Consider the following 12,795-nt stretch of genomic DNA (forward strand, 5'->3'; position numbering starts at 1 on the left):
ACGGCGCTCAGTCGGCCGGCTCCGGGCCCGCGGCGAGCCGGCGGTGCACCAGCTGGACCGCCGCCGCGCCCTCCCCCACCGCCGAGGCGACCCGCTTGATCGACCCGCTGCGGACGTCGCCCGCGGCGAAGACGCCCGGCAGGCTCGTCTCCAGGTGCCCGGGCCGGCGGCCGCCGGGTCCCGGCCCGGCCTCCCGGCCGGTGCGGATGAAGCCCTCGGCGTCCAGCGCCACCTGGTCGGGCAGCCACCCGGTGTGCGGCACGGCCCCGATGAAGACGAACAACGCCCGGGCCGGCAGCAGGTCCCGCTCGCCGGTGCGACCGTCCTCCACCACGATCGCGTTCAGCCCCCCGTCCGCCACCAGTTCCCGGACCTCGGCGCACAGCCGCACGTCCACCCGCTCGGACCGCTCGATCTGGTCGACCAGGTAGCGGGACATGTTCGCGGACAGGTCGCCTCCCCGGACGAGCAGCGTCACCCGCTCGGCGAGTTCGGCCAGGGACAGCGCCGCCTGGCCGGCCGAGTTGCCGCCGCCCACCACCACGGTCGGGACGCCCCGGGCCGCCGCCATCTCCACGGCCGTGGCGGCGTAGAAGACGCACGTCCCCTCGTACTCCGCCATGTGGGGGACGTCGAGCCGGCGGTAGCGGGCGCCGGTGGCGATGATCACGCTCCGGGCGACCATCGTCCCGCCGTCCCGCAGCCGGACCAGGTAGTAGCCGTCGTCCTTGTCCAGCCCGGACACCTCGGCGGGCACCCCCACCTCGGTGCCGAACTTGCACGCCTGGACGATGGCGCGCTCGACCAGCTCGGCACCGGAGATCCCGGCCGGGAAGCCGAGGTAGTTCTCGATGCAGGGCGAGATGCCCGCCTGGCCCCCGGTGGCCACCGCGTCCAGGAGGACCGTCGCCAGCCCCTCCGACGCCCCGTACACCGACGCCGCCAGGCCCGCCGGGCCGGCGCCGACGACGAGCATGTCGGCCACGTCGGTCCTGTCGGGCTCCGGGGCGGGCAGCCCGATCGCCCGGGCCAGCTCGGCGTTGTCGGGGTTGCGCAGCACCGACTCGCCCCACACGACCACCGGGGTCTGCTTGGGCTCGACGCCGGCCCGGTGCAGCAGTTCCTCGGCTCCGGGGTCCTCCTCCAGCTCGATCCACCGGTGCGGCAGCCGGTTGCGGGCCGCGAACTCCCGCAGCCGCCGGGAGTCCGGCGAGAAGCGCGAGCCGATGATCCGGAAGCCCGAACCGAAGCCCAGCAGCAGGGACCGGCGGATGATGCAGGCCCGCAGGATCAGGTCGCCGAGCGCGGTGTGCCGGGAGAGCAGTTCCCGCAGCCGTTCCACCGGCACGACGAGCACCTCGCCCGGTTCGTGCACCACGATGGTGATGAACGAGCGCTGGCTGGTGAACAGGTTCAGCTCGCCCAGGAACCGGCCCGCCCCGTGCACCCTGACCACCTTCCCATCCTCCAGGGTGGCGGCCTTGCCCGCGAGGATCACGAAGAGGTCCGGGCACGGCTCCCCCAGGCTGAACAGGACCTCGTCCCGCCGGGTGCGCCGGCGCGTACCGCAGGTGGCGAGCAGTTCGATCTGGTCCTCGGTGAGCCGGGGGAACGCGCCGCCGATGTCGGGCGTCTCCGGAAGCGACCGCTGCTCCATGACGTCCCCCTCACTTCCGGGCCGGGTCCTCGTGGCCGGCCCCCGGCCCGCCCGCCGCCACGGAGCGGCCCCGGAACGTCCCGGGGCCGGTCCTGGTCAGGACGAGATCTCGATGCGCTTCGGCTTGGCCGCCTCGGCCTTGGGCACCGCGATGGTCAGCACGCCGTGCTCGAAGCGCGCGTCGACCCGTTCGGTGTCGACGTCGCCGGGCAGGTAGGTGCGGAACTCGAAGCGCCCGACCCGGCGGGCCCTGCGCCGCCACCGCTTCCCCTCCTGCTCGTGGACCTCGCCGGTGATGGTGAGGAGCTGGTCGGCCAGTTGGATGTCGACGTCGTCCTTGCGGACGCCGGGCAGGTCGATCTCGATGACGTAGGAGTCCTCGGTCTCGGACACGTCGGCCATCGGCACCCAGGGGCCCTGGGCGGTGGTGGTGCTCACCGGCCCACCGAGGGCGAAGCTGAGCAACTGGTCCATCCTGTCGTAGATATCCGCGAACTCCCGGTCAGGGTCCAGGGCCGCCAGGTTCCGGCCGGTCCTGCGGACGGGTTGCTGCGTCATCTGCAACACCTCCTCCATGAACGGGTTCTGCCTCTCCTCTTTCGAGGCTGCTCCCTCCAGGGGGCGGTCACATCCTCCGATCTTGCAGGTCGGCGGGCCGGGATCCGGCGGGTGGGAGCGCGCCGGGACGCCCTCCGGAGGCCGGGCGGGCCCCGGGGAGGCGATCCGGCCCCGGGCGCGGGCGACCCGCCCGGGCCGTCAGACCTGAGGATGTCGCGCCCCCGCGTCCGGTTCGGCACCGGCCTCAGGGGTAGGGGGCGACCACCGCCAGGGGGTAGTGCGATGCGCGATCGCAAGCGGGAATGGCAGATCGTGGTCGACCTGTTCCGGTCCACCGGACGAGCCGGCCGGCCGCCGCTGCTCGTCGAGGGCGAGCCGGGGGCGGGCAAGAGCCTGCTGCTCGCCGAGGCGGCCCGGGCCGCGGCCCGCGAGGGGGTCGCGGTGGTGTCGGGCCGGGCCGAACGGCTCGGGCAGCTCATGGACATGGAGCCCCTGTTCACCGCGCTCGGCCTGGAGCCGGACGTCCCCGCCGAGGGCGCCGACCGGCCGATGCGGCTGGTCCGGCTGCTGCGGGCCGCCCTGGCGGCCCGGGCCGGCACGGGGCCGCTGCTGGTCTGCCTGGACGACCTGCACTGGTCCGACCCCGGCACGATCACGGCGCTGCGGGTCCTCCCGGCCCGGCTCGCGGCATGCCGGGTGGGCTGGATCCTGACCCGGTGTCCCGGCCGGGGCGGCGCGGCGGCGGGCCGGCTCTTCGCCCTGCTGGAGGAGGCGGGCGCGACCCGGGTGCGGCTCGGTCCGCTGGGCGACGAGGCCGTGGCGGAGGTGATCGCGGACACGCTCGGCGCGCCGCCGGACCCCGGGCTGCTGGAGCTGGCCGGGCAGGCGGCCGGCAATCCCCTGTTCCTGGTGGAGCTGATGCGCGGGCTGTGCGACGAGGGCGCGGTGGAGGTCATGCCGGGCCGGGCCCGGCTGGTGGCGGCGCGGCTGCCGCGGCGGGCCCGGGACGCCGTGGAGCGCCGGCTCGACGACCTGGACCCGGCCGCCCGGCGGCTGCTGGAGATCGCGGCGGTGTTCGGCCGCGCGTTCTCCCCCTCGGACGCCGCGGAGGTGTTCGGCCTGACCCCCACCGGGCTGCTACCCGCCCTGGAGACGGTGCTCGACGCGGGCCTCCTCACCGCCGAGCACGACGACCTGGTCTTCCGGCACGACCTGGTCCGGCAGGCCGTGGCCGCAGCGATTCCCGCCCCGGTGCGGCAGGCGCTGCACCGCCAGATCGGCGAGACCCTGCTGGACCGCGGCGGCCGGGTGCTCCCCGCCGCCGCGCACCTGATGGCCGGCGCCGCCCCGGGAGACGCGCACGCCCTGACAGGCCTGGACCGGGCCGCCACGGCGGTGCTGCCGGACGTGCCGCGGGCCGCCGCCGACCTGTGCCTGCGGGCGTTCGAGCTGACGGACGGCGCCGACCCGCTCCGCTCCGCCCGCGCGCTGTCGGCGGTGAACGCCCTCGCCGCCGCCGGCCGGCCGGCCGAGGCCGCCGAGCTGGCCGGCGAGGCGCTGAAGCACCCCCTGCCCGGACCGGTCGCGGCCGACCTGCTCGCCGCGCTGTCGTCGGTGCTGCTGCTGACGGGCCGGCGCCGGGAGGCGGCGGAGCGGGCGGCGGACGCGCTGACCATCCCGGACCTGCCGGCCGGGCCGCGCGACCACGCCGAGCTGGCCCTGCTCCAGGCGGAGGCGGGGCTGCCCGGCACCGGCGCCGGGCGGCGGGCCCGCGCCATCCTGGCGGCGGCCGACCGGCACGGCCGGGACATGGTCGCCGGGGCCCGCACCGTCCTGGCCATGACCGCCTGGGACGAGGGGCGGCTGGAGGCCGCGCTCGACCTCGCGGCCGACGCCGCCCGCCAGGCGGCCGGCGGGCCGCCCCAGGCCGGCCGGCCGCATCCGGGCATGGTCCTCGCCCTGCTGCTGGCCGATGTCCGGCGGCCGCGGGAGGCGCGCCGGGCCATGGCCCGCGCCGCGAGCGAGGCCGGGGCACCCGGCCACCCGGACTGGGCGGCCGGACCGGCGATCCTGCGGTCCCGGCTGGACTTCGCCGCCGGGCGGCTGGACGACGCCGTCGCCGAGGCCCGGGCGGCCCTGGCGGCCGCGAACGGGGGGCACCTGCTCTCCGCCGCCGCGCTGTCCTCGCTGGCCGCCGCGGCCCTGCGCGCGGGCGACCTGGAGACCGCCGCCGGGCCCGCCGATCTCCTGTCGGAGCCGGCGTCCTTCGGGACGTTCTCGGCGCTGGCCCGGGCCGGGCCGGTCGGCGCGCAACTCGCGGAGGCCCGGCTGGGGCCGCGGGCCGCCGTGGCGATGTCGGCCGAACTGTACGAGGACGGCCGGGCGCTGGTCGGCGACCCCGCCGCGCCGGCCTGGCTGGTCCGGACGGCGCTGACGGCCGGGGCACCCGACCGGGCCGAGGCGGTCGCCGCCACCGCCGACCGCCTCGCCCTGGTCAACCCGGGCCTGCCCGTCCTGGGCGTCGCCGCCGCGCACGCCCGGGGGCTGCTGCGGCGCGACCCGCACGCGCTGCGCCGCGCCGCCGCCGAACACTCCGACCCCTGGGCCCGCGCCTCCGCCGCCGAGGACCTGGGGGTCCTGCTCGCCGAGGGGGCGGCCGGGCGGCGGGTGGCCGTCCGGTGGTTCGACGAGGCCCTCACCGGCTACGCGGCGACCGGGGCGATGCGCGACGCGGCCCGGGTGCGCGGGCGGCTGCGCCGGCTCGGCGAGCGCCGCCGGCACTGGGAGCGCACCGGCCGGCCCGCCACGGGGTGGGACGGCCTCACCGAGACCGAGCGGCGGGTCTCCGAGCTGGTCGCGCAGGGGCTCACCAACCGGTGCGTGGCCGACCGGCTGTTCATCAGCACCCACACGGTCGCGTTCCACCTGCGCCAGGTCTTCCGCAAGCTCGACATCGGCTCGCGCGTCGAGCTGGCCCGCCTCGTCCTGGAGCACACCGGGGACGCGCCCGGCCCGGAGGCGTGAGCCCGCCGGATCACCCGGCTCAGGAACTCGCGATCTCGATGACGGTCTTGCCGCGGGCCTTGTGCCGGTGGACGTTCCGCAGCATGTCCACGGCCTCCTGGAACGGCACCAGGGCTTCGAGCCGGATCTTCAGCCGGCCGGCGTCGAACAGGTCGGCCAGGGACGCCAGCCGGGCCGCGTCGGGCTCGCTCAGCAGGTTGATGCCGCGGATCTTGCGGGCGGCGAGGGTGTCGGGGTTCAGCGAGAAGATCGTGCTGACGATCACGCCGCCGGGGCGCAGCAGGTTGACCAGCGGCTCGATGCCGGCCGGCGGGGTGACCATGTCCAGGACGGCGTCGAGGCCGTCCCGGTGCAGGGCCAGCACCTGCTCGGGGACCGGCCCGGCGGTGTGGTCCACGATCTCCGTGGCGCCCAGTTCCCGGAGGAACCCGGCCACGTCGGAGGTCGCGGTGGCGATCACGTGCGCGCCGCGGGCGGCGGCGAACTGGACGGCCGCCTGGCCGACCCCGCCGCTCGCGCCGACGATCAGCACCCGTTGCCCGACGTCCAGCCGGGCGGCTTCGACCAGGTCGAACCCCGTGGCGCTCGCGGTCGGCACCGCGGCCGCCTGCTCGAAGAGCAGGCCCTCGGGCATGCGGGCGACCGACCCGTCCACGCCGACCACGCTGTACTCCGCGTAGCTGCCGAGCCCCCGCGCCGGGTCCTGGAACCGGCCGTAGACCCGGTCGCCCGGCATGAAGCGGGTGACGCCCTCGCCCACCGCCTCCACGACGCCCGCGCCGTCCACCCCGACGATCAGGGGGAAGCGGTGCTCCACGAGGTCCTTGAGGGCACCGTCCACGATCTTCAGGTCGTAGGGGTTGTACCCGGCGGCGTGCATCCGGACGAGGATCTCGTTCGGTCCGGGCTCCGGCTCGGGCAGGTCCACGTATTCCGGAACCGCCCCGAACCCGGATACGACGATGGCTTGCATGGCGCTCCCCCGATGCGACCTACGGCGACAAGTCGTTACGTTGCGTTCGTCCCCGTCCGTTCTGGGGTTAATCTCCGGCCCGGCACCCTTGACCTCAACCTCGATAGAGGTTGCAGGCTCGTGGGTACGAATACGTTCCGCGGGAAAGGAGCCATCATGGCCGTGCTGCTGGACCACATCATCGTTCCGGCCCGGAACAAGCGGGTGTCCGCGGAGTTCCTGGCCGGCATCCTCGGCGTCGAGGCCGGCGAGCAAACCGGGCCGTTCATCCCGGTGCGCACCGGGAACGGCGTCACCCTCGACTACATGGACTCCGCCGACTTCCACTCGCACCACTGCGCGTTCCTGGTGAGCGAGGAGGAGTTCGACGACATCTTCAACCGGATCGAGAAGTCCGGCACGCGCTACTACGCCCACCCCGACGGCAGCGGGCCGAACGAGATCAACCGCCGCGACGGCGGCCGGGGCGTCTACTTCGACGACCCCGACGGCCACGCCATGGAGATCCTCACCGTCCCCTACGGCGGCTGGTGACGGGGTTCAGCCCCGGTGCACGACGGTGGCGCGGAGTTGGGCCGACAGCGCGGCCGGGGCCGCCACCAGGGAGGGGCCGTACCAGGTCAGGTGCCGGCCGTCCACCAGCGCGACCTCGGTGCCGGGGAAGCACTCCGGCCCGTCGTCGCGGGTGAAGCGGTACGGCTCGTCGGGAAGGACGACCAGGTCGGGCCCGGCGGCCCGGATCCCCGCCAGCGGCACCTTGGGGTAGCGGTCGGCGTGGCCGGCGAACACGTTGTCGACGCCGAGCCGGGACAGGACGTCGCCGGTGAAGGTGTCCCGGCCGACGACCATCCAGGGGCGGCGCCAGATCGGCACGGCGGCCGTCCGGCGGGCGGACGGCGGCGGGGGCCAGGCCCGCTCCGCGTCGGCCAGCCAGCCGGGCTCGGGCACCCGGCAGGCCGCGGCGAGCATCCGGCGCAGCGACACCAGCGCCTCGTCCACCGTGCGGATCACCGTCACCCAGACGGGGAGGCCGGCCGCCCGCAGCGCGGCCAGGTCCGCGGGCCGGTTCTCCTCCTCGTTGGCGAGCACGACGTCGGGTCGCAGCGCCACGATCCGCTCGACGTCGGGGTTCTTGGTGCCCCGGACGCGCGGCACGTCCAGGCCGGCCGGGTGGCTGCACCAGTCGGTGGCCCCGGCGAGCAGGCCGGGCGCGGTGACCGCCACCGTCTCGGTCAGCGAGGGCACCAGCGACACCACCCGGCGCACCCGCTCCGGCACCCGGACCGCCGCCCCGGTGTCGTCCCGCACCGGCTCAGACATTGCGCCGGTACTGGCCGCCGACCTCGAAGAACGCGTCGGTGATCTGCTGCAGGGTGCAGACCCGGGCGGCGTCCATCAGCACCGCGAAGACGTTGTCCCCGCCGCGGGCGGCGTCCTTGAGGGCGGCCAGGGCCGCCTGGGCCTCCTCGGCGTGCCGGGCCCGGAAGTCACGGACCCGCTCCAGCTGGGAGCGTTTCTCCGCCTCGGTGGCCCGGGCGAGCTCCACGGTCCGGACCACGTTCTCGGCGTCCTCGGCGCGGAAGGTGTTGACGCCGATGATCGGCAGGCTGCCGTCGTGCTTGCGCCGCTCGTACAGCATGGACTCGTCCTGGATGCGGCCCCGCTGGTAGCCGGTCTCCATGGCGCCGAGCACCCCGCCGCGCTCGCTGATCCGGTCGAACTCGGCCAGCACCGCCTCCTCCACCAGGTCGGTGAGGTGGTCGACGACGTAGGAGCCCTGCAGCGGGTTCTCGTTCATCGCCAGGCCCCACTCGCGGTTGATGATGAGCTGGATGGCCAGGGCGCGGCGCACCGACTCGGCGGAGGGCGTGGTCACCGCCTCGTCGTAGGCGTTGGTGTGCAGGCTGTTGCAGTTGTCGTAGATCGCGATGAGCGCCTGCAGGGTGGTGCGGATGTCGTTGAAGTCCATCTCCTGGGCGTGCAGGGAGCGGCCCGAGGTCTGCACGTGGTACTTCAGCTTCTGCGAGCGCTCGCCCGCCCCGTACCGCTCGCGCATGGCGACCGCCCAGATCCGGCGGGCCACCCGGCCCAGGACGGTGTACTCGGGGTCCATGCCGTTGGAGAAGAAGAACGACAGGTTCGGGGCGAAGTCGTCCACGTCCATGCCCCGGGCGAGGTACGCCTCCACGTAGGTGAACCCGTTGGCGAGGGTGAAGGCGAGCTGGCTGATGGGGTTCGCCCCGGCCTCGGCGATGTGGTAGCCGGAGATCGACACCGAGTAGAAGTTGCGCACCTGCTGGGCGATGAACCACTCCTGGATGTCGGCCATCATCCGCAGCGAGAACTCGGTGGAGAAGATGCAGGTGTTCTGCCCCTGGTCCTCCTTGAGGATGTCGGCCTGCACGGTCCCCCGCACGGTGGCGAGGATGCGGGCGCGGATCCCGGCGGCCTCCTCCTCGGCGGGCTCGCGGCCGTGCTCGGCGCGGAAGGCGTCCAGCGCCTGGTCCATGGCGGTGTTGAGGAAGAACGCCAGGATGGTCGGCGCCGGCCCGTTGATGGTCATCGACACCGAGGTGGTGGGGTCGGCCAGGTCGAACCCGGCGTAGAGGGCTTTCATGTCCTCCAGCGTCGCGATCGACACCCCGGAGGTGCCGACCTTGCCGTAGACGTCGGGACGCTCGTCGGGGTCCCGCCCGTACAGGGTGACCGAGTCGAACGCGGTGGACAGCCGGGTCGCCGGCTGGCCCTCCGACAGCAACTTGAAGCGGCGGTTGGTGCGGAAGGCGTCGCCCTCGCCGGCGAACATCCGGGCCGGGTCCTCGCCGTCCCGCTTGAACGGGAAGACCCCGGCGGTGAAGGGGAAGCGGCCGGGCAGGTTCTCGGCCCGCAGGAACCGCAGCAGCTCGCCGTGGTCGACGTAGCGGGGCAGCGCCACCCGCGGGATCTTGTTGCCCGACAGCGACTCCCGGGTCAGCCGGGTGCGCAGCTCCCGGTCGCGGATCCGCACCACCTGCTCCTCGCCGGAGTAGGACTCGACGACGGCGGGCCATTCCTCGACCAGCTCGGCGCTCTCCGCCGGGACGTCCCGCCGGGCCCGCTCCAGCAGCGCCCCGACCTCCTCGGCCGCGGGGCCGGACAGCTCGGCGGCGACCTCGGCCAGCCGTTGCACCCGGCGGACGGCGTCGACCTGGCGGGCGGTCTCGGCGTGGTACCCGCGCACGGTCTCGGCGATCTCGGCGAGGTAGCGGACCCGCCTGGGCGGGATGATCTGCGCGATGCGGGTGGACGCCCTGCCCTCGACGGCGGGCAGCGCGCCCTCCTCGGCGGGCAGGCCGTGCTCGGCCAGCAGCCCCGCCAGGTGACCGTACAGCGCGGTCACCCCGTCGTCGTCGAAGGTGGCGGCACTGGTGCCGAAGACCGGCATGTCCTCGGGGGCGGCGCCGAACGCCTCCCGGTTGCGGACCAGTTGCCGGGCCACGTCGCGCAGCGCGTCCGCGGCGCCGCGCCGCTCGAACTTGTTGATCGCCACCACGTCGGCGAAGTCGAGCATGTCGATCTTCTCCAGCTGGGACGCCGCCCCGAACTCGGGCGTCATCACGTACAGCGAGACGTCCGCGTGCGGCGTGATCCCCGCGTCGCCCTGCCCGATCCCCGGGGTCTCCAGGATCACCAGGTCGTAGCCGGCGGCCTTGCACGCGTCGATCACGGCGTCGATGTTCTCCGGCAGTTCCCGGGCCCCGCGGGTGGCCAGGGAGCGGAAGAACACCCGGTCGCCGTCCAGGGAGTTCATCCGGATCCGGTCGCCCAGCAGGGCCCCGCCGCCGCGCCGCCGGGTGGGGTCCACCGCCAGCACCGCGACCCGCAGCTTGTCGCGCCGGTCGGTGCGCAGCCGGCGCACCAGTTCGTCGGTGAGCGACGACTTGCCCGAGCCGCCGGTTCCGGTGATGCCCAGCACCGGGATCCGCCGGGCGCCCGCCGCCTCGGCCAGCGCCCGGCGGTCGGCCGCGGCGAGCGTCCCCCCTTGCAGGCAGGTGATCGTCCGGGCCAGCGCGGTCCGCTCCCCCGCCAGCACGGCCTCCACCGGGGCGGGGTCGGCGGCCAGGTCCACGTCGCAGTCCCGGATCAGCTCGTTGATCATCCCGGGCAGGCCGAGCCGGCGGCCGTCCTCGGGGGAGAAGATCCGCACTCCGGCGCGCGACAGCCGTTCGATCTCCTCGGGGACGATGACCCCGCCACCGCCGCCGAAGACCTGCACGCGCCCCGCGCCGGCCTCGGCCAGGGCCGCGGTCAGGTACTCGAAGTACTCGACGTGCCCGCCCTGGTAGGAGCTGACCGCGACGCCCTGGGCGTCCTCCTCCAGCACGGCGTCGACGACCTCGCGCACCGAGCGGTCGTGCCCGAGGTGGACGACCTCGGCGCCCTGCGACTGGAGGATGCGCCGCATGATGTTGATCGCGGCGTCGTGCCCGTCGAACAGGGCCGCGGCCGTCACGAACCGCACCGGGTGCACCGGCACGTGCAGCGAGCTCATGGGGACCTCCCCGATCATTGGACGCCCAATATTTGGCCTTCAAAGTAATTATGCCAGGTATCGCCGTCAAGCCACCGTCCGTGCAGTACGGACCGCGCTCACGTACCGTGGGGCGGGTGCCCAGCCCGCACTCCTTCGACCCCATCGCCGAGGCGCACCGCCAGTGGAGCGTCCGGTGGCCCGAGCACGCCGACCACATGGCGGCCGTGACCTCGGTGATGCGCGTCCAGCAACTGCTGCTCGGCCGGATCGAGGGCCTGCTCAAGCCGCACGGGCTGACCTTCGCCGGCTACGAGGCGCTGCGCCTGCTGGCCTTCACCCGCACCGGCGCGCTGCCCATGGGGAAGATGGGCCAGCGCCTGATGGTGCACCCCGCCTCGGTCACCAACGTGATCGGCCGGCTGGAACAGCGCGGCCTCGTGCTCCGCCGCCCCTCCCCCGACGACCGGCGCATCGTCCTCGCCGAGATCACCCCGGCGGGCCGGAGCCTGGTCGCCGAGGCCACCGAGACCCTCAACGCCGCCGACTTCGGCATGCCCGACCTCACCGCCGAGCAGGCCGCCGAGGTCACCGCCCGGCTCCGCGACGTCCGCGTCACCACCGGCGACTGCGCCCCCGTCCCGGAGCAGACCGCCCCGCGCTGAGAACGGCACCGGATACGCCATCCGTTTTGCCGGGGATAGGGCATTAATAGCGGGGCGTCCAGCACAAAATCATCGGCGTATATGCGCCGAAGAACGTACCCTCAAGTCATGCGGGAACCATTGGGCAGACGCCGGTTAATGATCGCCGCGGCGCTGGGCGCGCTCGCCGGCTGCACCGAAGCGGCGCCCCCCGCCGGCGGCCCCGCACGCCCGGCCAGGATCAGGTGGTTCGCCAGCTCGATCACCGACAGCCGGCAGGACCTCCGGGAACCCCTGGTCAACGCGTTCCAGCGGGCCCACCCGCTGATCAGGATCGAAGTGGTCTCCGGGCCGATGAACACCGACGAAAAGCGCTCCTGGATACGCGACACCATCGCCAGGAAAGGCCACGACCTTCCCCCGGACGTCTATCTGGGTGACATCATCTGGCCCGCCGAGTTCGCCGCGAACCACCTGGCGGCACCCCTCGACCGGCACTTCCCCCCGTCCTTTTGGAACAGGTTCCCCCAGGAGCTGGTCGCGGCCACCGTGTACGGCGGGAAAAGCTATTCCGTCCCCTTCTTCGCCGACCAGAGCGTCCTGATGTACCGCAAGGACCTGCTGGCCGAGGCGGGTGCGGACGGCCCGCCGCGCACCTGGGAGGAACTGTCCGAGCTCGCCCGCCGGCTCGTCCGCGAGGGGCGGGTGGAGCACGGTTTCGTCTGGCAGGGGGTGGCCTACGAGGGGCTGATGTGCGTCTGGGCGGAGTTCGCGGCGCACGCCCGGGCCGAGATGGCGCTCTCGCCCGCCGGCACGGGGCTGCGCGTCGACTCCCCCGAGGCGCTGGACGCGCTGCGGTTCATGCGCCGGATGCTGACCGACGGGACGTCACCCGCGGCCGTGACCACCTTCCGGGAAACGCAGGCGCTCCAGGTCTTCGAGTCCGGCCAGGCGGCCTTCCTGCGCACCTGGAACCCCGAGATCTCCGAGCTGAACCTTCCGGTCCGCGGCAAGGTCGGCGTCGCGCCGCTGCCCACCTTCGACGGGCGGCCGGAGTCCCGGGCGTCGGTCGTGGGCGGCTGGAGCCTCTTCGTCAACCCGCGCACCGAGCACTTGGACGAGGTGCGCGCCTTCATCGACTGGATCACCGACTTCCCGGCGCAGTACACGGTCGCCCAGTACTCGAAGATCCCCGTCAACGCCGCGGTCCGCGCGGACGCGATCGTCAGGGGCAACCCCGCGCTCGCCGCGACCACCGCGAGCCGTCCGGTCCGCCGCCCCGCGTCCACCCCGCGGTACCCGCAGGTGAGCCAGATCGTCTACACGGAGATCCACCGCGCGCTGACCGGCGCCGTGCCGCCGGAGCGGGCCCTGCGCGAGGCGCAGCGGCGGATCGACCGGCTCCTCCCGGCGACCGCCCCGTAACGCC

9 protein-coding genes are annotated in these 12,795 nt (G+C 74.4%); 4 read left to right on the forward strand and 5 right to left on the reverse strand.

Annotated features, from left to right (window positions below; translation table 11 throughout):
- Window positions 1–7: 7 nt before the first annotated feature.
- Window positions 8–1,657, reverse strand: a complete 1,650-nt coding sequence (locus DPM19_RS32420) for an FAD-dependent oxidoreductase (RefSeq protein ID WP_111871909.1) — start codon at window positions 1,655–1,657, stop codon at window positions 8–10.
- A gap of 96 nt (window positions 1,658–1,753) precedes the next feature.
- Complete coding sequence (locus DPM19_RS32425; protein WP_111871968.1) at window positions 1,754–2,215, reverse strand: Hsp20/alpha crystallin family protein; 462 nt, start codon at window positions 2,213–2,215, stop codon at window positions 1,754–1,756.
- 282 nt (window positions 2,216–2,497) lie between these two features.
- Here DPM19_RS32425 and DPM19_RS32430 point away from each other — a divergent pair, with 282 nt between their 5' ends.
- Complete coding sequence (locus DPM19_RS32430; protein ID WP_158566964.1) at window positions 2,498–5,239, forward strand: ATP-binding protein; 2,742 nt, start codon at window positions 2,498–2,500, stop codon at window positions 5,237–5,239.
- A 19-nt stretch (window positions 5,240–5,258) separates the two neighbouring features.
- Here DPM19_RS32430 and DPM19_RS32435 read toward each other — a convergent pair whose 3' ends face one another.
- Window positions 5,259–6,212, reverse strand: coding sequence for an NADP-dependent oxidoreductase (locus DPM19_RS32435; protein WP_111871911.1), 954 nt, complete (start codon window positions 6,210–6,212; stop codon window positions 5,259–5,261).
- Window positions 6,213–6,368: 156 nt separating this feature from the next.
- On the opposite strand from DPM19_RS32435, the gene DPM19_RS32440 reads away from it, so the two are divergent.
- A complete protein-coding gene (locus DPM19_RS32440) occupies window positions 6,369–6,746 on the forward strand; it encodes a VOC family protein (RefSeq protein WP_111871912.1) in 378 nt (125 codons plus the stop codon).
- 6 nt (window positions 6,747–6,752) lie between these two features.
- Here the strand turns inward: DPM19_RS32440 and DPM19_RS32445 are convergent, their stop codons facing one another.
- Entirely contained in the window at window positions 6,753–7,532 is a 780-nt protein-coding gene (locus tag DPM19_RS32445) for a helical backbone metal receptor (protein WP_199485404.1), read from the reverse strand.
- Window positions 7,525–10,743, reverse strand: a complete 3,219-nt coding sequence (gene icmF, locus DPM19_RS32450; protein ID WP_111871913.1) for a fused isobutyryl-CoA mutase/GTPase IcmF — start codon at window positions 10,741–10,743, stop codon at window positions 7,525–7,527. The genes DPM19_RS32445 and icmF overlap by 8 nt, the downstream gene beginning before the upstream one ends.
- Window positions 10,744–10,850: 107 nt before the next feature.
- Here icmF and DPM19_RS32455 point away from each other — a divergent pair, with 107 nt between their 5' ends.
- Complete coding sequence (locus DPM19_RS32455) at window positions 10,851–11,387, forward strand: MarR family winged helix-turn-helix transcriptional regulator (RefSeq protein ID WP_407642579.1); 537 nt, start codon at window positions 10,851–10,853, stop codon at window positions 11,385–11,387.
- A gap of 108 nt (window positions 11,388–11,495) precedes the next feature.
- A complete protein-coding gene (locus DPM19_RS32460) occupies window positions 11,496–12,791 on the forward strand; it encodes an extracellular solute-binding protein (protein WP_158566965.1) in 1,296 nt (431 codons plus the stop codon).
- Window positions 12,792–12,795 lie beyond the last annotated feature (4 nt).

The organism is Actinomadura craniellae (assembly GCF_003289645.1).
Lineage (GTDB): Bacteria > Actinomycetota > Actinomycetes > Streptosporangiales > Streptosporangiaceae > Actinomadura_D > Actinomadura_D craniellae.